Origin of the sequence: Winogradskyella undariae, assembly GCF_013285155.1 — a bacterium.
Classification (GTDB): Bacteria; Bacteroidota; Bacteroidia; order Flavobacteriales; family Flavobacteriaceae; genus Winogradskyella; species Winogradskyella undariae.
This window is the reverse complement of sequence record NZ_JABTEL010000005.1, coordinates 86778-106820: the sequence shown is the minus strand read 5'-3', so window position 1 is coordinate 106820 and position 20043 is coordinate 86778. Positions and strand designations below refer to the sequence as shown.

26 protein-coding genes are annotated in these 20043 nt (G+C 31.5%); 8 read left to right on the top strand and 18 right to left on the bottom strand.

Annotation, left to right across the window (positions count from 1 at the left end; genetic code table 11):
- Positions 1–105: 105 nt before the first annotated feature.
- Entirely contained in the window at positions 106–687 is a 582-nt protein-coding gene (locus tag HSX10_RS09025; RefSeq protein ID WP_173587887.1) for an NUDIX hydrolase, read from the bottom strand.
- Between the two features lie 119 nt (positions 688–806).
- Here HSX10_RS09025 and pyrE point away from each other — a divergent pair, with 119 nt between their 5' ends.
- On the top strand, positions 807–1451 hold the full coding sequence (gene pyrE / locus HSX10_RS09020) for an orotate phosphoribosyltransferase (RefSeq protein WP_173587886.1): 645 nt from the start codon (positions 807–809) through the stop codon (positions 1449–1451).
- Positions 1452–1557: 106 nt separating this feature from the next.
- Positions 1558–1953 (top strand): SRPBCC family protein, encoded by a 396-nt coding sequence (locus HSX10_RS09015; protein ID WP_173587885.1) that lies wholly within the window; start codon positions 1558–1560, stop codon positions 1951–1953.
- A gap of 24 nt (positions 1954–1977) precedes the next feature.
- Here the strand turns inward: HSX10_RS09015 and HSX10_RS09010 are convergent, their stop codons facing one another.
- On the bottom strand, positions 1978–2709 hold the full coding sequence (locus HSX10_RS09010) for a biotin--[acetyl-CoA-carboxylase] ligase (protein WP_173587884.1): 732 nt from the start codon (positions 2707–2709) through the stop codon (positions 1978–1980).
- Positions 2710–2803: 94 nt separating this feature from the next.
- On the opposite strand from HSX10_RS09010, the gene rsfS reads away from it, so the two are divergent.
- From rsfS to HSX10_RS08980, 6 genes are all read left to right on the top strand, one after another.
- Positions 2804–3175: a ribosome silencing factor gene (rsfS, locus tag HSX10_RS09005; RefSeq protein ID WP_173587883.1), complete on the top strand. Its 372-nt coding sequence runs from the start codon at positions 2804–2806 to the stop codon at positions 3173–3175.
- An 18-nt stretch (positions 3176–3193) separates the two neighbouring features.
- A complete protein-coding gene (gene ftsH, locus HSX10_RS09000) occupies positions 3194–5137 on the top strand; it encodes an ATP-dependent zinc metalloprotease FtsH (protein ID WP_173587882.1) in 1944 nt (647 codons plus the stop codon).
- 109 nt (positions 5138–5246) lie between these two features.
- Complete coding sequence (locus HSX10_RS08995) at positions 5247–5855, top strand: LUD domain-containing protein (protein ID WP_173587881.1); 609 nt, start codon at positions 5247–5249, stop codon at positions 5853–5855.
- Positions 5855–6676: a phosphatidate cytidylyltransferase gene (locus HSX10_RS08990; RefSeq protein WP_173587880.1), complete on the top strand. Its 822-nt coding sequence runs from the start codon at positions 5855–5857 to the stop codon at positions 6674–6676. The genes HSX10_RS08995 and HSX10_RS08990 overlap by 1 nt, the downstream gene beginning before the upstream one ends.
- Positions 6666–7319, top strand: a complete 654-nt coding sequence (locus HSX10_RS08985; protein ID WP_173587879.1) for a phosphatidylserine decarboxylase family protein — start codon at positions 6666–6668, stop codon at positions 7317–7319. Before HSX10_RS08990 ends, HSX10_RS08985 begins: the two co-directional genes overlap by 11 nt.
- Entirely contained in the window at positions 7319–7585 is a 267-nt protein-coding gene (locus HSX10_RS08980; protein ID WP_173587878.1) for an acyl-CoA-binding protein, read from the top strand. The genes HSX10_RS08985 and HSX10_RS08980 overlap by 1 nt, the downstream gene beginning before the upstream one ends.
- Before the next feature lie 5 nt (positions 7586–7590).
- Here the strand turns inward: HSX10_RS08980 and HSX10_RS08975 are convergent, their stop codons facing one another.
- The 16 genes from HSX10_RS08975 to rplR all read right to left on the bottom strand — a co-directional run bounded on the left by HSX10_RS08975 (position 7591) and on the right by rplR (position 20039).
- Positions 7591–8502 (bottom strand): dimethylarginine dimethylaminohydrolase family protein, encoded by a 912-nt coding sequence (locus tag HSX10_RS08975; RefSeq protein ID WP_173587877.1) that lies wholly within the window; start codon positions 8500–8502, stop codon positions 7591–7593.
- A gap of 134 nt (positions 8503–8636) precedes the next feature.
- Complete coding sequence (locus tag HSX10_RS08970) at positions 8637–9923, bottom strand: citrate synthase (RefSeq protein ID WP_173587876.1); 1287 nt, start codon at positions 9921–9923, stop codon at positions 8637–8639.
- 608 nt (positions 9924–10531) lie between these two features.
- Positions 10532–11827 (bottom strand): phosphopyruvate hydratase, encoded by a 1296-nt coding sequence (gene eno / locus HSX10_RS08965; RefSeq protein WP_173587875.1) that lies wholly within the window; start codon positions 11825–11827, stop codon positions 10532–10534.
- A 221-nt stretch (positions 11828–12048) separates the two neighbouring features.
- Entirely contained in the window at positions 12049–13149 is a 1101-nt protein-coding gene (gene carA, locus HSX10_RS08960) for a glutamine-hydrolyzing carbamoyl-phosphate synthase small subunit (RefSeq protein WP_173587874.1), read from the bottom strand.
- Between the two features lie 257 nt (positions 13150–13406).
- Positions 13407–13880: a 50S ribosomal protein L17 gene (gene rplQ, locus HSX10_RS08955; RefSeq protein ID WP_173587873.1), complete on the bottom strand. Its 474-nt coding sequence runs from the start codon at positions 13878–13880 to the stop codon at positions 13407–13409.
- Positions 13881–13997: 117 nt separating this feature from the next.
- Positions 13998–14990 carry a DNA-directed RNA polymerase subunit alpha gene (locus HSX10_RS08950; protein WP_173587872.1) on the bottom strand — a complete coding sequence of 331 codons (993 nt, stop codon included), beginning with the start codon at positions 14988–14990 and terminating at the stop codon, positions 13998–14000.
- 96 nt (positions 14991–15086) lie between these two features.
- Positions 15087–15692, bottom strand: a complete 606-nt coding sequence (rpsD, locus tag HSX10_RS08945; protein ID WP_173587871.1) for a 30S ribosomal protein S4 — start codon at positions 15690–15692, stop codon at positions 15087–15089.
- Positions 15693–15906: 214 nt separating this feature from the next.
- The gene (gene rpsK / locus HSX10_RS08940) at positions 15907–16290 is read right to left on the bottom strand and encodes a 30S ribosomal protein S11 (protein WP_173587870.1); all 384 of its coding nucleotides are present in this window, start codon (positions 16288–16290) and stop codon (positions 15907–15909) included.
- A gap of 99 nt (positions 16291–16389) precedes the next feature.
- A complete protein-coding gene (gene rpsM / locus HSX10_RS08935; RefSeq protein ID WP_173587869.1) occupies positions 16390–16764 on the bottom strand; it encodes a 30S ribosomal protein S13 in 375 nt (124 codons plus the stop codon).
- 2 nt (positions 16765–16766) lie between these two features.
- A complete protein-coding gene (ykgO, locus tag HSX10_RS08930; protein ID WP_008269159.1) occupies positions 16767–16883 on the bottom strand; it encodes a type B 50S ribosomal protein L36 in 117 nt (38 codons plus the stop codon).
- Between the two features lie 4 nt (positions 16884–16887).
- Entirely contained in the window at positions 16888–17103 is a 216-nt protein-coding gene (gene infA / locus HSX10_RS08925; RefSeq protein WP_007094967.1) for a translation initiation factor IF-1, read from the bottom strand.
- A 12-nt stretch (positions 17104–17115) separates the two neighbouring features.
- Positions 17116–18480: a preprotein translocase subunit SecY gene (gene secY, locus HSX10_RS08920; protein WP_173587868.1), complete on the bottom strand. Its 1365-nt coding sequence runs from the start codon at positions 18478–18480 to the stop codon at positions 17116–17118.
- Positions 18481–18490: 10 nt separating this feature from the next.
- Positions 18491–18943 (bottom strand): 50S ribosomal protein L15, encoded by a 453-nt coding sequence (gene rplO / locus HSX10_RS08915; RefSeq protein WP_173587867.1) that lies wholly within the window; start codon positions 18941–18943, stop codon positions 18491–18493.
- Between the two features lie 15 nt (positions 18944–18958).
- Entirely contained in the window at positions 18959–19138 is a 180-nt protein-coding gene (gene rpmD, locus HSX10_RS08910) for a 50S ribosomal protein L30 (protein ID WP_020897638.1), read from the bottom strand.
- A 13-nt stretch (positions 19139–19151) separates the two neighbouring features.
- The gene (gene rpsE / locus HSX10_RS08905) at positions 19152–19676 is read right to left on the bottom strand and encodes a 30S ribosomal protein S5 (RefSeq protein WP_173587866.1); all 525 of its coding nucleotides are present in this window, start codon (positions 19674–19676) and stop codon (positions 19152–19154) included.
- Between the two features lie 6 nt (positions 19677–19682).
- A complete protein-coding gene (gene rplR / locus HSX10_RS08900) occupies positions 19683–20039 on the bottom strand; it encodes a 50S ribosomal protein L18 (protein WP_173587865.1) in 357 nt (118 codons plus the stop codon).
- Positions 20040–20043 lie beyond the last annotated feature (4 nt).

The following is a 20043-nucleotide window of genomic DNA, read 5'->3' as shown; positions in this document are numbered from 1 at the left end:
AATCTACTAAGAAGTACTTTTAATTTAAGTTTAAAAAAAAATCGTTTTCAAAATTACAGGTACATAATTTTGAAAACGATTTTTTAACGACACAATAAAGCTGTTTTAAACTAAAATTCTAATATTAGCATAACTATTCTCTAAAGCTTTTTGAGATGCTTTATCATCTAACCACTCTACTTTAGTAATACCCTCTTTTTCTTGAGGAAACAATTGACCATCAAAACTTGTTTTCATTTCAAACCAATGGGTAATTTTTATTCTAAGCTTACCATGACGTTTAAAAATATGATAGGTCGTCGGTATAGCTTTCACAATTTTTAAACCCTCAACACCTGTTTCTTCTTCAACTTCTCTAATCGCTGTTTCTTCAATAGTTTCATTGCGTTCAGCTTTACCTTTTGGCAAATCCCATTTATCGTTTCTATAAATAAAAAGAATTTCACCTTTATCATTATAGACTTTACCTCCACCAGCAACAACATTAGGTAAAAGCTTTAAAAACTTTTTAAGTAACTTATCCTCATTCTTATGTATTAAATGCACGGCCTTTAAATCCGTATTATTTAAAGTTTTTATGACTTTACCAATATTCACAGATTTTAAAAGAAAAGATTTAAAGTCAGTTTCCTTAGTATTCTCAGTAGTTAAAATTATAGGTTTATCACCTACATATATAGTGTACATCGTTTCGGTTGTTTCAACATTCTATATGTAAAAATATTATTTTTTTCGAGAAAGTATTTGAAATGAAAATTTAATTAATTTAAAATTTCTTAAGATTTAAAAATCATTATTTTTGTAATATGATTTTTAACAAAGATACCGCCAAAAAAACAGCCGAGGTTTTATTGCAGATTAATGCTATAAAATTACAACCCGAAGACCCTTTTACTTGGGCTTCAGGCTGGAAATCTCCAATTTATTGTGATAATAGAATTGTATTATCCTACCCACTCGTAAGAAATTACATTAGGGAAACAATAGCTAGAAACATTGAAACACTCTATGGTAAGCCAGATGTAATTGCTGGTGTTGCTACAGGTGCAATAGGAATTGGAGCTTTAGTTGCAGAATATTTAAACCTACCTTTTGTTTACGTTAGACCAGAAGCAAAAAAGCATGGTCGTCAAAACCAAATTGAAGGTTATATTGAAAAAGGACAAACTGTTGTTGTTGTAGAAGATTTAATCAGCACAGGAATGAGTAGTCTTAATGCTGTTACTGCTTTAAATGAAGCAGAAGTTAACGTAAAAGGCATGGTTGCAATTTTTTCTTATGGATTTGATGTTGCTCAAAAGAATTTTGAAGAAGCTAATGTAGAATTACATACACTTGGTAATTATGAAAATTTATTAGAACAAGCCGTAGATACCTTTTATATTACTACAGAACAACAAGACATTTTAGCACAATGGAATGCCAATCCTAGCGAATGGAACGCTAATTGATGTAAATATCGTAAAGTTGCTTTATATAGATTTATTAAATAAATTTTATCAATTCAACTAAGCAGCTTAACAACAAACGGTTTTACACTATAATATACATAAGAATATGAAATTAGAATCTCCAAAAGTAACTTTAGATCAATCAGCAGAAACAACCTTTAACTTTCTATCTGATGTTAAAAATTTTGAAAGCTTAATGCCAGAAAACATTAGCAAATTTGAAGTTTTAGACAATGATAAATTTCTATTTGCGTTAAAAGGAATGCCAGAGATTGTTTTAAAGAAAAAAGAGGCAACTCCTAATAATAAAATTGTTTTGGGTGCTGCAGGTGGAAAATTAGATTTTTCATTAATTGCAGATATCACGGAAATTGAAGCTAATAAAACTGAGGTGAAATTAAATTTTGAAGGAGAATTTAATGCTATGATGGGCATGATGATTAAAGGCCCAATTAGTAAATTTATTGAGACTTTAGTTACAAATATGAAAACTAAAATCTAAAAACCTATAGTTACAAGTTTGGATTTAATATAGCAGTTTTATTTCCTTTAAGTCAAAAAACTCAACAACGTTATCTTCCATCCAAACTTGTAATAATCCAGTTTCAGAAACTCCTTTTATAATTCCAGAAAAACGCTCGTTTTTAGAATTCACAAAAGTTGAAGGTTTGTCTTTTCTGAATAATAAATCTTCATACGCTAACTTAATCTCTTCAAATTTCTGAGATTCTAATATTTTAAAATAAATTTTCAGCTGTTTTAAAACTTCCAAAAGCACTTCATCTTTACTGTATACAACTCCTGTTAATAAACTCATAGAAGAAGCTTGTGGTAAATTTTCGAAAAATTTCTGGTTTACATTCAACCCAAACCCAATAATAGATCCTTGTAATTTGTTTGTTTTTATGACATTTTCAATTAAAATACCACATATTTTATTGTTTGATGACAAAATGTCGTTAGGCCATTTAATATGCAATTGAGGTATTTTAAAACAATTTAGTGCATTGGTAATTGCTAAAGCAACAGCCATACTTATGTAAAACTGATCCGTTACTTTAAAATCAAGAAGCCTTTTAAATACACTAACAGTAAGACTCTTGCCTTCTTCAGAACTCCATTTTGCTCCCATTTGGCCTTTACCATTCGTTTGTAAATTAGCCACAACAACCGTATAATCTTTAGGTAATGACACAGTTGCCAAGTCCTTAAGATAGGTGTTTGTAGAGTCAATGGCATTAAGTTTGATTATGTACATTTAATAGACAAATTTATTTTATGGTTTTCTTATGACATTATGCACTCACAAGAACTAAAAAAATAATAACTTTGCACAAAATTAATACAAATTAATGACGAAAGATAAAATACCTACAGACCAACTCATTACAACTATCCTTGGAGGTATAGAAGAAGTTAAAGGAAAAGAGATTACAATATTAGATTTACGAGAAATAGAAAATACAGTTTGTGACTATTTTATTGTTTGCGAGGGTACTTCTAACACACAAGTAAACGCAATCGTCAATTCCGTTCAAAAACAAGTTAGTAAAACATTAAAGGATAAACCTTGGCATATTGAAGGTACAGACAATGCTGAATGGGTTTTAATGGACTATGTTAACGTTGTAGTACATGTGTTTCAAAAACACATTAGAGAATATTACGATATTGAAGAGCTTTGGGGAGATGCAAAAATCACCAAAATAGAAACGAGTTACTAATAAAGACAGACGCTTAGAATGGCAAAAGACAATAAAAATTTAAACAAAAAACCGAAATTAAACCCTTATTGGATTTACGGAATTATCATTGCTGTATTTATTTCAATACAGCTTTTTTCTGGTGGGTTTGGTGAATCTACAGGAACACAAACAACTCCTGCTCAATTCTTAGATTATTTAAATCAAGGACAAGTAAAGAAAGTAGAAATTGTAAATAAAAGAGAAGCTAGAGTTTTCTTAACTGATGAAGCTAAAGAACAAGCGCCTCACAAAAAAACAAATTCTGAATCTATATTCCCTTCAGTTACTGCTGCTCCAAACTACAAGTTTGAGTTTGGTGATCTTCAGAATTTTGAAAAAGAAGTTAATGAGGTTATTAAAACTAACAACCTTAATACAGAATTAGTTTACGAAACAGAACATAATGTTTGGGGAGACTTCCTTTTAACATTATTACCGTTTGTACTAATTATTGGTGTTTGGATTTTTATTATGCGTCGTATGTCAGGTGGCGGTGGCGGCGGAGCCGGTGGTCAGATTTTCAATATCGGAAAATCTAAAGCGAAACTCTTCGATGAAAAAATAGATATTAAAACATCTTTTAAAGATGTTGCTGGTTTAGAAGGTGCTAAAGAAGAAGTGCAAGAAATTGTAGACTTCTTAAAGTTCCCTGAAAAATATACTGCTCTAGGTGGTAAAATACCTAAAGGTGCTTTATTAGTAGGACCTCCAGGAACAGGTAAAACATTATTAGCAAAAGCTGTTGCCGGTGAAGCTAAAGTACCTTTCTTCTCTTTATCGGGATCAGATTTCGTAGAGATGTTTGTAGGTGTTGGTGCTTCTCGTGTAAGAGATTTATTTAAACAAGCTAAAGAAAAATCACCATCAATTATATTTATTGATGAGATTGATGCCATTGGTAGAGCTAGAGGAAAAAATAACATGTCTGGTTCTAATGACGAGCGTGAAAACACATTAAACCAACTCTTAACTGAGATGGATGGTTTTGGAACTAACACAAATGTTATTGTATTAGCTGCAACAAACCGAGCAGACGTCTTAGATAGTGCTTTAATGCGTGCAGGTCGTTTTGACCGTCAGATTTATGTAGACCTTCCTGATGTAAGAGAACGTCAAGAAATTTTTGAAGTGCATTTACGTCCACTTAAGAAAGAAGAAACTTTAGATATCGATTTCTTAGCAAAACAAACTCCTGGTTTTTCTGGTGCAGACATTGCAAATGTTTGTAATGAAGCCGCTTTAATCGCTGCTAGAAAAGGAAAAAAATCAGTAAACAAACAAGATTTCTTAGACGCAGTTGATAGAATTATTGGTGGTTTAGAAAAGAAAAATAAAATTATTACTCCAGCAGAGAAGAGAGCTGTTGCTTTCCATGAAGCTGGTCACGCTACTGTAAGCTGGATGCTTGAGCATGCTGCCCCTTTAGTAAAAGTAACAATCGTACCTAGAGGACGTTCATTAGGTGCTGCATGGTATTTACCAGAAGAGCGATTAATTGTACACCCAGAACAAATGTTAGACGAAATGTGTGCTGCATTAGGTGGTAGAGCTGCAGAAAAAGTAATCTTTGATAAAATTTCTACAGGAGCACTAAGTGATTTAGAAAAAGTAACCAAACAAGCAAGAGCTATGGTTACTGTATATGGTCTTAGTGATAAAGTTGGTAACTTAACTTATTACGATTCTTCTGGACAATCTGAATATGGTTTCACAAAACCTTATAGTGAGAAAACAGCTGAACTTATTGATCAAGAAATTTCTGATATTATTGAAAAGCAATACGAACGTGCTATCAATTTATTAGAAAATAATAAAGACAAGTTAACTGAATTAGCAGAAGTGTTATTAGACAAAGAAGTTATCTTTAAAGATAATCTTGAAAAGATATTTGGAAAACGTACTTTTGAAAATAATTTAGTCAATAGCGAAGAGAAAGAATAAATCTCGCATGACTTACAATCATATAAAAAACTTAAATTAACCCTGTGTTAGTTTAAGTTTTTTTATATTTGAAATTAACACCAATACCAGGATTAATAGCAATTATTGAATGAGCTTTTTTAGTAAAATCTTCGGAAAAAAGTCTGAAAAAACTGAAGAACATATACCAAATCATGAGCGTGGCAAATATATGCCTGAAGTTAAGCTACCTGTAGATGAACGCTTTACTATTAATTTTAAAGCCAATGGTGGCAAATTTCTTTATTGTGAAAACATGGAGGAAATAACACAGAGTTTTAATGCTATTTTAGATGAAAATGATTGGCATAACGATAAAGTTTTTGTCATTGATAAACGTTTAACGGAATTATTTAAAGATTTTAACATCGATAAGACTCAAAAACTATCAGAAAGCAGCTATTTTTTATCAACTTGTGAGTATTTAATTTCTGATGATGGTTCATTATTAATTTCTTCAAATCAAATTGCAGAAAAAAAATTAATAGAATTACCAGATAATTTTATCATTTACGCAACAACAAGTCAATTTGTTGAAACAATTGGTGAAGGGTTAAAAGGTATTAAAGCAAAAAGCAAACAAAAAATACCTACAAATATCACTACAATAAAACATTTTAAGACTGCTGACGATAAAGATTTTTTAACTTACGGAAGTAGCTCTAAAAACTTATACCTACTCTTACTAGAAGATTTATAATGAAAGAGTTAGCAATAAGAGCCTTTTCTGGCGCTATATACGTAGCACTACTTATAGGCTCACTTTATTCTCAAATGTCTACAGTCGTTTTAATAGGACTTTTTGGTTTTATCTGTCTAACAGAGTTTAGCCGTCTTATAAACCTTAAATCTATAGCTCAATACCTCATATACTTTATTATTTACGTTAGCTTTTGGTACATATGTGTCTACAGTTCAAACAGTATAATCGCAGACGAAGCAATCGAGATTCTATTAGTAATTACAGTATTTGTAAACCTTATCTTAATAAAAGACTTATTTACTTCAAGAAAAATTCCACTATTCAAATATAAACGCCACATTGTTACAGCATTTTACCTCTCTAGCGGTTTTGTGTTTATGTTGCTTGTTGCTAATTTTAAAAGTGAATTTACACCCCTTTTATTATTAGGAGGATTTATGCTTGTTTGGATCAATGATAGTGCAGCATATTTAGTTGGAAAGAATTTTGGAAAACAAAAACTATTTCCGAGTATTTCACCTAAAAAAACAGTAGAAGGTTTTCTTGGAGGTTTATTTTTCGCTTGTATATCTAGCTATTTCATTGCATTCTATACAGATACGCTTGGATTTACATCGTGGTTAATATTAGCAATTATTGTCAGCGTTTTTGGTACTTTTGGAGACTTAATAGAATCTAAATTTAAACGCCAAGCAGGCGCAAAAGATAGCGGAACTATAATGCCAGGACATGGAGGACTATTAGATAGACTAGATAGTATTATCTTTGCCGCACCATTTATATATTTATTCTTAAGAATTTTAAAGTATGTTTCATAAAGAAGGTCACAAAATAATATTCATAACTCTTGTTATGGTTGTAGGTTCAATTTTTTTAATTGATGAATTTATTACCAACGAATGGTTACGAAAAGGATTAATGATTGCTGTTTTAGCATTTTTTGTATTAATCTTACAGTTTTTCAGAAACCCTAAACGCAACACTCACCCTAACGAAAATCAAGCATTGTCTCCGGTTGATGGTAAAGTTGTAGTAATTGAAGAGGTACAAGAAAATGAATTTTTTAAAGACAAACGTATACAAGTTTCAGTATTTATGTCGCCTATAAATGTTCACGTTACTCGCTACCCTATTGCAGGAAATGTAACTTATAGTAAATACCATCCTGGTAAATATTTAGTAGCATGGCACCCTAAAGCAAGTGAAGAAAATGAACGTACAACTGTAGTGGTTGAAAATGAACATTTCGGAAAAGTATTGTATAGGCAAATTGCAGGAGCATTAGCAAAACGTATTGTTAACTATGCAAAGGTTAATACACAAGCTGTACAAGGAGGTGATTCTGGATTTATTAAATTTGGGTCACGAGTAGATTTATTCTTACCTTTGGATGCTGAAATTAAAGTAGAACTGAACCAAAAAGTTCGTGGTGGCGAAAGTATCATTGCTGAAATAAAATAATGAATCCCAAAAAATTAGACATAGAATTTAAAGACGCTGTAGATCTTGTAAACGATCATACAGAACCTTTTCCTGCAGATTTTTTATTACGTTTATATGCCTATTATAAAAAAGCTACTCAAAATTATGACAGACCTAGCAGTCGTAAACCCATAATTAATGCTTTTAAGGCTAATGCACTATTTCAAATTAAAAACATTAGTAGAGACGAAGCAAAAAAAGAATATATAAATCTTGTTTCCAATTACTTTTTGTACAGAAAATAAAATTATTAGTCTCTAATTAAAGGCATTGTAGAACAACGTAATAAACCTTCTTGTTTAGCTATCTCAGCATAAGCTACTTCTTCTACAGTAAAGCCATTATCACGTAACCACGCATTTAATCTTGTAAAGTTTTTTTCTGAAATTATTACATCTTCAGAAATTGAAAATATATTACTATTCATATTATACATTTCATCTTTAGTAATTTCAAATACATTCTCTTTTCCGAAGAAATTCAATAACCATTCATATTCTCTTTCAATTAAGAATCCATTTTTATGTAGTATAGCTTTGTTTTTTCCAATGGGTTGAAAGCAACAATCTAAATGAAGTGCATTTTCTTTAGGATCAGTATTAGATTTACGAAGTTCAAATGATTTTACCGTTTTATGAGGAAATAATTCCTGAATAGCAATTACAGCATCCATATTAGTACGGGCTGTAATGTAATCTGAATAGTCTTCACCTGAATAAGTTCCTATAAATATATAATCATTATAAGGCATAACATCACCACCTTCTACATGGCATTCTTCAGGTAAAACGATAATATTTTCTTCACCAACTCGATCTAAAACTTGTTGAATTGCTTCATATTCACGCTCACGATCTGGTAAAATATTGGCTTCAATTAACTTATCATCGATAACAAAGGCAATATCTCGTGAAAAAATTTGATTATAGTTCGCTATTAATTTTGGTCTATAAACAGTGACATCATACTTTTTTAAGACTTCAACCACAGCTTCAATCTCCTTAACCATATCAGCTTCTTTAGGATAAGTACCTGCTTTGATATGCTGAACTGATTTAGGGTCATAAGCGTCCTCTAATGACGGAACAGGACCTATACTTTCTGCTGTTCCTAAAATTACTGCCCTAAGACGTGAAGTCTCGTTTTGTATATTTAATTTCATATGTATCTGTATTCTTAGCTAAAATAACATTTATGATTAGCACTAAAAAACTTAATGATTTTAACTTTGTAATAAATCTAAAAAAAAAGCTCCATATTAAAAATATGAAGCTTTTTGTAAGTGTTTATAATAAATTATCTTTCATCAACAGGCACAAATGGTCTGTATGTTTCACCAACATATAATTGTCTTGGACGACCAATTGGTTCTTGATTTCTTCTCATTTCTTTCCATTGTGCTATCCAACCTGGTAAACGACCTAAGGCAAACATTACAGTAAACATATCTACAGGAATTCCCATAGCTCTATAAATAATACCTGAATAGAAATCTACATTTGGATATAATTTTCTTTCAACAAAATAAGGATCTTCTAAAGCTTCTTTTTCTAAGCCTTTAGCAATATCTAAAATTGGATCTTGGATTCCTAAGTCTGCTAATAATTCATCTGCAGCAACTTTAATTATCTTAGCTCTAGGATCGAAATTTTTATATACTCTATGTCCAAAGCCCATTAAACGGAATGGATCATTTTTATCCTTAGCCTTAGCCATGAATTTTTTAGTATCTCCACCATCTGCTTGAATTGCTTCTAACATTTCTAAAACTGCTTGGTTAGCACCACCGTGTAATGGTCCCCAAAGTGCAGAAATACCTGATGCAAGAGAAACAAAAAGTCCCGCATGAGAAGAACCTGTAATTCTTACTGTAGATGTAGAACAATTTTGCTCATGATCACCATGTAAAATTAAAAGTTTATCTAATGCATTTACAAGAATTGGATTTTGTTTGTACTCACAATTTGGACTCTTAAACATCATTTTTACAATGTTCTCAACGTAGTCTAAACTATCATCTCCGTACTCTAATGGTAAACCTTGCTTTTTACGCATAGTCCAAGAAACTATAACAGGAAATTTACCTAAAATTGTTGTTATAGAATTGTACATAGCTTCTTCTGAAGCAACATCTACTGAAGATGGATAAAATGCTGTAAGCGCACTGGTAAGAGATGATAACACGCCCATTGGGTGTGCTGATTTTGGAAAAGCATCAAGAATCTTTTTAAGATCATCATCTACAATTGAATGCGATTTAATATCAGCATGAAATTGATCTAATTTTTCTTTATTAGGTAATTCTCCGAATATTAGTAAGTATATTACTTCTAAGAAATGTGCTTTTTCAGCAAGTTCTTCAATTGAATATCCTCTATATCTTAAAATACCTTTTTCTCCATCTAGAAAAGTAATAGCGCTTTCACAACTTCCTGTGTTTTTGAAACCTGGATCAATAGTGATAATTCCATTTGTAGCACTTCTCAAACTTTTAATATCTATTGCAACTTCTTTTTCTGTTCCAATTACAACAGGGAATTCATATTTTTCACCATTAATTTCTAATGTAGCTTTATCTGACATATTTTCTTTTCCGATTTAATAAATTATAAGGATTGTAAAATTACGAAATATTCAACGATTTAAAAAACACATTTATAATGGTTTTAACAATTTCTATGAATACAACAAAATTCACAACTTTTTTTATTACATATTTCTATTCCTATTAAATCAACATATTACAAAAGTGACCTTATATCTATCTATTTTTAATGAAGTAATTTCAGTATAAACTGTAAATTATTTAATCTTCATTCTAATTTTAGAACACTTCTACATATACTGAATCAACCAGTTTAAATATTCTAATAACAAAAATACGAGGTCTATATTTAAAATCATAAATAATAAGAGATTTAAATGCAAATACAATAATTTGTGTAACTATTTATTAATGATTTAGAACTTCTATAATCTAAAGAGAATTCATTTTTAAAGAAAAAAGAATTTAAGAGATAAGAATAAACATGTATTTTCCTTACAATGCAATAGTTTATATAAACCCTAGGGCACATATTAAATAAAGCATGAATTAATTAACTAAATTGTATGAATGTTAAATTTAAAGCACAAAAAAACCATCTAAAAATTAGATGGTTTTGATTTATATAAATGTTAAACTTAAAAAATTAAGCTTTTACATTAAATGCATTAGCTCCTGGAAAATAAGCAACATCTCCTAATTCTTCTTCAATACGTAATAATTGATTGTATTTAGCCATACGATCACTACGAGAAGCAGACCCTGTTTTAATTTGTCCACAGTTTAATGCTACAGCTAAATCTGCAATAGTATTATCTTCTGTTTCACCAGATCTATGAGACATTACAGAAGTATAACCTGCATTTTTCGCCATATTTACAGCTGCAATAGTTTCTGTTAATGTACCAATTTGGTTTACTTTAATTAAGATTGAATTAGCAATACCATTTTCGATACCACGAGATAAACGCTCCACGTTAGTTACGTATAAATCATCACCTACTAATTGTATTTTATCTCCAATTTTTTCAGTTAAATCTTTCCAACCGTCCCAATCGTTTTCATCCATACCATCTTCAATTGAAATAATAGGATATTTTGATGCTAATTCTGCAAGATAAGTAGCTTGTTCTTTACTTGTTCTTACTTTTCCTTTATCACCTTCAAAAAGAGTATAATCATATTTACCATCTTTATAGAATTCAGCAGCAGCACAATCTAAAGCGATCATAATATCAGTACCAAATACGTAACCAGCTTTTTCAACTGCCATTTTAATAGTATCTAAAGCATCTTCAGTTCCTCCTGGTAAGTTAGGTGCAAATCCTCCTTCATCACCAACAGCAGTACTTAAACCTCTGTCATGTAATACTTTTTTAAGGTTATGGAAAATTTCAGTTCCCATTTGCATTGCATGTGTAAAGTTTTTTGCTTTAACAGGCATAACCATAAATTCTTGAAATGCAATAGGCGCATCACTATGAGAACCACCATTGATGATATTCATCATTGGTAATGGTATAGTGTTAGCAGAAACACCACCTACATATCTGTATAATGGCATACCTAATTCGTTAGCTGCAGCTTTAGCAACCGCTAAAGAAACACCCAAAATAGCATTAGCACCTAACTTAGATTTGTTTGGTGTACCATCTAATTCTATCATCATTTTATCTATAGCATTTTGTTCAAAAACAGACATGCCTAATAATTCTTGAGCTATGTCAGAATTTACATTTTCAACAGCTTTAAGAACTCCTTTTCCCATATAAGTATCTCCACCATCTCTTAACTCAACAGCTTCATGCTCACCTGTAGATGCACCAGAAGGTACTGCTGCTCTACCCATAACACCGTTTTCGGTAGTTACATCTACTTCTACTGTTGGATTCCCTCGAGAATCTAAAATTTGTCTTGCGTGTACATTGATAATAATACTCATTACTTTTGATATTTAGTTAACTTTTATTTAATATTTAAAAGGCTGAAATTTTGTATAACACTAACAAAAATCAGCATTATAATACCTTATAACAACAAATTTACGAAAATCTACGGGGCAAAACTTGACATAAATCATATTTATGATTAAAGTTTACGATATTGTTTTCGTAACTAAAAAAACGCAATAAAAACTAAGTTTCATTGCGTTTAATAAATAATTTATTTTTTAATATTCTCTATAAACTGATCAAACAGATATAATGAATCATTTGGTCCAGGACTAGCTTCTGGATGATATTGAACTGAAAAACAGTTTTTATCTTTTAGCTTAATCCCTGCAACTGTATCATCATTTAAATGAACGTGTGTAATTTCTACATTGGCGTTAGCTTCAGTTTCTTCACGATTTATAGCAAATCCATGATTCTGAGAAGTAATTTCACCTTTTCCTGTTATTAAATTCTTAACAGGATGATTAATACCTCTATGACCATTATGCATTTTATAAGTTGAAATACCATTAGCTAAAGCAATAACTTGGTGTCCTAAACAGATACCAAATAAAGGTTTATTTTTAGCTATGATTTCTTTTGCTAAGTTAATAGCATCAACTAACGGTTCTGGATCACCAGGTCCATTAGATAAGAAATAACCATCTGGATTAAATGCTTCTAAGTCTTCAAATTTAGAATTGTATGGGAATACTTTAATATAAGCATCACGTTTTGCTAAATTTCTAAGAATATTTTTCTTAATTCCGATGTCTAAGGCAGCTATTTTATAAGTTGCATTTTCATCTCCAACAAAATAAGGCTCTTTAGTAGATACTTTAGATGCAAGTTCTAAACCAACCATTGAAGGAATTTCCGCTAGTTGTTTTTTAAGACCTTCAATATTATCTACCTCAGTAGAAATAACGGCATTCATAGCACCATTATCTCTTATATAACTTACTAAAGCACGAGTATCTACATCTGCAATAGCTAAAGTGTTATACTTCTCGAAGAATTCTTCTAAAGATGCATCTCCTGCAGGTCTTGAATAATTAAAGCTGAAATTTTTACAAATTAATCCAGCAATCTTAATATCATCTGACTCTACTTCATCTGCCTTAGTACCGTAATTTCCGATATGAGCGTTAGTAGTAACCATTAACTGACCATAATACGATGGATCTGTAAATATTTCTTGGTAACCTGTAGTACCTGTATTAAAACAGACTTCACCGAAAGCAGAACCTTCTTTACCTATAGATTTACCGTGAAAGATTGTTCCGTCTGCTAAGAGGATGATCGCTTTTTTTCTTTGTTTATACTTCATGACTTAAATGTGAGTTATTAAGCTGTTAGTTATTTTTAAAATATTAAAGTATTTAAAACACTCTATATTAATTTATTATGCGTTAAGGATTGAACGGTTTGTTTGAGTTCCTCGCAGAGAGCGAGTAGTGAAAGCCTGACTTTTTTCTTAAAAAAAAAGTAACGCCCAAATTATCAATAATAACTTTTACAAAATTCCAAAAAAAAAGGATAAACTGAAACAGTTTACCCTTTATATTTTTAAATGCTTATTAACATTTATTCTTCTTCGTTTGAAGTCTCAGTTTCAGTAGCTGGAGCTGTTGTAGCTTTACTACCACCTCTTCTACTTCTACGAGTTGTTTTCTTAGGTGCTTTATCAGCATTATAGATTTCGTTATAATCAACTAATTCTATCATTGCCATATCAGCGTTATCACCTAATCTGTTTCCTAATTTGATGATACGTGTATAACCACCTGGACGATCACCAATTTTTGGTGCTACATCTCTAAACAATTCTGCAACTGCATCCGTTTGTCTTAGCTTAGCCATAACAATACGTCTGTTGTGTGTAGTATCTGTTTTAGATTTTGTAATCATAGGTTCTACAAACTGCTTTAAAGCTTTCGCTTTTGCAACGGTAGTATTAATACGCTTGTGCTCTATTAAAGAACATGCCATATTTGCTAACATTGACTTTCTGTGAGCTGTTTTTCTTCCTAAGTGGTTGAATTTTTTTCCGTGTCTCATGACTTTTGTTTTATCATCTTGCTACTAAACTCTATATTGAGGAGCAAAATATGATTATTAATAATTTTGTTAATTAAGTAAAATTAGATTCCTGCCTAAACAGGAATCTGAAATTATTTAATCTTTATCTAATTTATATTTACTTAAATCCATTCCGAAATTTAATCCTTTAACGTTTACTAGTTCTTCTAGCTCAGTTAAAGACTTCTTACCGAAGTTTCTGAATTTCATTAAATCATTTTTATTGAATGACACTAAATCTCCTAAAGTATCAACCTCTGCTGCTTTTAAACAATTAAGAGCACGTACAGAAAGATCCATATCAACTAATTTAGTTTTCAATAGTTGTCTCATGTGAAGTGATTCTTCATCATAAGTTTCAGTCTGTGCAATTTCATCAGCTTCTAAAGTGATACGCTCATCAGAGAATAACATGAAGTGGTGAATTAATATTTTGGCAGCTTCAGTTAAAGCATCTTTTGGATTGATAGATCCATCACTTTTAATTTCGAAAACCAATTTTTCATAATCCGTTTTTTGCTCAACACGGTAATTTTCAATACTGTATTTTACATTTTGGATTGGCGTAAAGATTGAATCAATAAATACAGTTCCTATTGCTGCTGAAGCTTTCTTATTTTCCTCTGCAGGAACATAACCTCTTCCTTTTTCAATAGTCAATTCCATATTGATGTTTACTTTAGGATCTAAGTTACAGATTACTAAATCTGTATTTAATACTTGGAAACCAGAAATAAACTTCTGAAAATCACCAGCTGTAATTTGATTTTGTCCTGAGATAGAAATTGTAACAGTTTCGTTATCAACTTCTTCAATTTGACGCTTAAAGTTAACTTGCTTTAAGTTCAAAATCATTTCAGTAACATCTTCAACTACTCCAGAAATTGTAGAAAACTCATGATCTACTCCTTCTATTTTAATTGATGTAATAGCAAAACCTTCTAATGAAGATAATAAAACTCTTCTTAAAGCATTCCCTACTGTTAAACCATATCCTGGCTCTAAAGGTCTGAATTCGAATTTACCTTCGAAATCAGTAGAATCAATCATGATTACTTTATCAGGCTTCTGAAAATTTAATATTGCCATATATTCTTCGTTTTAATTGTTATTTGGTTGCGCGATTTATAAGTTTGAAGAACTCCTATAAAACCTTTGGCCAAATACCAATGTGATTAATATTTATTATTTAGAGTAAAGTTCAACGATTAACTGCTCGTTGATTTGTTCTGGAATCTGAATTCTTGCAGGAACAGCAACATAAGTACCATTCATTGTATTAGTATTCCAAGTAATCCACTCAAAAACTTGACTAGAATTAGATAAAGAACTTTGAATAGCCTCTAAAGATTTAGATTTTTCTCTAACAGCAACAACATCTCCAGCTTTTAATTGGTAAGAAGGAATGTTTACTTTTTCACCGTTAACTGTAATATGTCTGTGAGAAACTAATTGTCTAGCTCCACTTCTAGAAGGAGAAATACCCATTCTGTAAACAACGTTATCTAAACGAGATTCACATAATTGAAGTAAAACTTCACCTGTAATTCCTTTAGCAGAAGTTGCTCTTTTGAACATATTTCTGAATTGCTTTTCTAAAATACCGTAAGTATATTTAGCTTTTTGCTTCTCCATTAACTGAACAGAATATTCAGATTTTTTACCACGACGACGAGTGTTTCCGTGTTGTCCTGGAGGATAATTTCTTTTTTCGAAGGCTTTGTCGTCTCCGAAGATAGCTTGTCCGAATTTACGGGCTATTTTAGTTTTAGGACCAGTATATCTTGCCATTTTAATTTGTTTTAAAGAGTGATAGTTGAATTAAGGTCTTAATCTTATCCTTCAAAAATCGTTGATCTCTTATTAATACTTGTTATAATTTTTCAGTTTGCAAATTTACACAAAATAAACTAATACCAACACATAAATGGATGATATTAGTTTATTTGAAAATTTTGGTAAGTCTTCTAACTAAAGTAAGTTAGAAATCTAAATGATATTTAGATTAAACTCTACGTCTTTTAGGAGGACGACAACCGTTATGTGGCATTGGAGTTACATCAATAATTTCTGAAACTTCAATACCTGCATTGTGTATAGATCTGATAGCAGATTCTCTACCGTTACCAGGTCCTTTAACGTATGCTTTTACTTTCTTTAAACCAGCTTCTTTAGCTACTGCTGCAGCATCTTCTGCAGCTAATTGAGCAGCGTATGGTGTGTTCTTTTTAGAACCTCTAAAACCCATTTTACCAGCTGATGACCAAGAAATAACGTCACCTTTTTTATTTGTTAAAGAAACAATGATGTTATTAAATGAAGCTGTAATGTGAGCTTCACCAATTGCATCTACTATAACTTTACGTTTTTTTGTACTTGCCTTTGCCATTTTATTTTTAGCTTTTAGTTTTAGTTAATAGTCGCTAGAATCCTAAACCGTTAAATTTCAAACAGATTCTTTCCAACGTCTAAAGACTAAAGACTATTATTACTTAGTTACTTTCTTTTTGTTAGCAACTGTTTTACGTCTTCCTTTTCTTGTACGTGAGTTATTCTTAGTACGTTGTCCTCTTAATGGAAGACCAACTCTATGACGAATACCTCTGTAACATCCAATATCCATTAATCGCTTAATGTTCATTTGAGTTTCAGAACGTAATTCACCTTCGATTTTGAAAGTTCCAACAGATTCACGGATTGCTCCAATTTCATCGTCAGTCCAATCTTGTACTTTTGTGTTTTCATCAACTTTAGCAGCAGCTAAAATTTCTTTTGATCTACTTCTACCTACTCCGTAGATATAAGTAAGAGAGATAACACCTCTTTTTTGTTTTGGTATGTCTACACCTGCAATTCTTGCCATAATTACCCTTGTCTTTGTTTGAATCTAGGATTCTTTTTGTTAATGACGTAAAGTCTACCTTTTCTGCGCACTAATTTACAGTCCGCGCTTCTTTTCTTTACTGATGCTCTAACTTTCATCGTATTAGTATCTATAAGTTATACGAGCCTTAGTTAAATCGTAAGGACTCATTTCTAATTTCACCTTATCTCCTGGTAACAACTTAATGTAATGCATACGCATCTTACCTGAGATATGTGCAGTCACTATATGACCATTTTCTAATTCAACACGAAACATTGCATTAGATAATGCTTCAATAATTGTTCCGTCTTGTTCTATTGCTGCTTGTTTTGCCATAATTATATCTTATTATTGCGCAACCGCTTTTCTATTTTTACCTGTTTTCATCAAGCCATCATAATGCTTATTTAATAAATAAGAATTAATCTGTTGCATTGTATCAATAGCTACACCAACCATAATTAAAAGAGATGTACCTCCGAAGAATAATGCCCAACCTTGTTGTACACTTAACAACTTAACTATAAATGCTGGAAAAATAGCAACTAAAGCTAAGAATATAGATCCTGGTAAAGTAATCTGAGACATAATTTTGTCTAAATATTCTGATGTTTCAGATCCTGGACGAATACCTGGAATAAATCCACCGCTACGTTTAAGATCATCAGCCATTTTGTTAGTTGGAACTGTAATCGCTGTATAAAAATATGTAAATACAATAATTAATAAAGCGAAAATTAAATTATACCAAAAACCAAATATATCAGAGAAGTTAGATTGCATCCATATTCCAGAACTTGTATCTTTTAACCATGCTGATTGACCAATTAAACCAGGTACAAACATAATAGCTTGTGCAAAGATAATTGGCATAACACCAGAGGCATTCAATTTTAAAGGTAAAAACTGACGTGAACCAAATACATTTTTCTCATATCCACCAGAAGCAGTTCTTCTTGCATATTGTACAGCTACTTTTCTAACTGCCATAACTAAGAATATAGCTCCTACTATAATTAAGAACCAAATTAAAAGTTCAATTAATATCATCATGAAACCACCATTTCCACCTTCTAATCGAGAGTACATATTCTGCACAAAAGCTTGTGGTAAAGTAGCTATAATACCAACCATAATTAATAATGAAATACCATTACCAATTCCTTTATCAGTTATTTTTTCACCTAACCACATTGCAAATACACAACCTGTTACTAAAACAATTACTGAAGAAAAGTAAAAAATACTTTCACTAAAACCAGGTACTAAAATAGCACTTAACGAAGTTGCACCTGATAATCCAGGAACACTAGCTAAGTAAGCAGGTGCCTGTACTAAACAAATACCAATAGTTAACCATCGAGTTATTTGAGTGATCTTCTTTTGACCACTCGCTCCTTCTTTCTGAAGTTTTTGTAAATAAGGAATCGCAATACCCATTAATTGAACTACAATGGAAGCAGAAATGTAAGGCATAATACCTAAAGCAAAAACAGATGCATTAGCAAATGCTCCACCTGTAAATGCGTTTAACAATCCTAAAATACCACTAGAAGTTCCATCTTGTAAACCACCTAATGCATCGATATTGATACCAGGTAATACAACCTGAGCACCAAAACGATAAACCAACAACAAACCTAAGGTTAGAATAATTCTATCCTTAAGTTCTGTGATTTTCCAAACGTTTTTTAATGTTTCTATTATTTTCATCCTAAAAATCTTATAAAGTTACAGCTTCACCACCAGCAGCTTCAATAGCAGCCTTTGCCGTAGCAGTAAATTTATGAGCAGTTACTGTTAATTTTGCTTTTAACTCACCTCTACCTAAAATTTTAACTAGCTCATTTTTGCCAGCTAAACCTAAAGATATTAATGTATCAAAATCAATACTATCTTCGATTTTCTTCTCATCAACTAACTTTTGTAAAGTATCTAAGTTTACACCTTGATGCTCTATACGGTTAATATTAGTGAAACCAAACTTAGGTACACGTCTTTGAATTGGCATTTGACCACCTTCAAATCCTACTTTCTTAGAATAACCTGAACGAGACTTTGCTCCTTTGTGACCACGTGTAGCGGTACCACCTTTACCAGAACCTTGTCCACGTCCAATACGCTTTCCTTGATTTTTTACTGAACCTTCTGCAGGTTTTAAATTACTTAAATCCATTCTTAAGTTATATTTTTAAGCTTCTTCTACAGAAACTAAATGTTCAACTTTCTTAACCATACCAAGGATGTTTGGTGTGGCGTCGTGCTCTACAACTTGTCCAATCTTTTTTAAACCTAAAGCTGCTAATGTAAGCTTTTGTCTTTTAGTACGATTGATTGCACTTTTTACTTTTTTTACTTTAATCTTTGCCATCTTATCCTATCGATTATCCGTTAAATACTTTTTCAAGTGAAATTCCACGCTCTTTAGCAACAGACTTAGCATCTCTTAATTGTAATAAAGCATCAAAAGTTGCTTTTACAACATTATGAGGGTTTGAAGATCCTTGAGACTTAGATAATACATCATGTACACCTACTGCTTCAAGAACAATTCTTACCGCACCACCTGCAATTACACCTGTACCAGGTGCAGCTGGGATAATGTTAACTCTAGCTCCACCATACTTACCTTTTTGTTCGTGTGGTATAGATCTATTTATAATTGGAATTCTCACCAAGTTTTTCTTAGCATCTTCAATAGCTTTTGCAATTGCAGTAGCTACATCTTTAGACTTACCTAAACCTTGACCTACAACATTTGTTTCGTCACCTACAACAACAATAGCAGAAAAACCAAATGCTCTACCACCTTTTGTTACTTTAGTTACACGCTGCACGCCAACTAAGCGATCTTTTAATTCTAATCCGCTTGGTTTAACAAGCTCTGCGTTTTTATATTTTTGATACATAATGTCTTAAAATTTAAGTCCTGCTTCTCTAGCACCTTCTGCTAATGATTTCACTCTACCGTGATATAAGTAACCACCTCTATCAAAAGAGATTGTTTCTACACCAGCTTTGATAGCTTTTTCTGCAACAGATTTACCTACTAAAGTAGCTATTTCAGATTTGTTTCCTTCAGACTTTACAATGTCTTTGTCTCTTGAAGATGCAGCAGCTAAAGTGTTACCAGTTACATCATCTACGACTTGAGCATAAATTTCTTTATTACTTCTAAAAACAGCTAATCTTGGTCTTGTTTGAGTACCAGATACTACCTTACGGATTCTGCTCTTAATTCTTAATCTTCTTTCGTTCTTTGTCAATGCCATAACT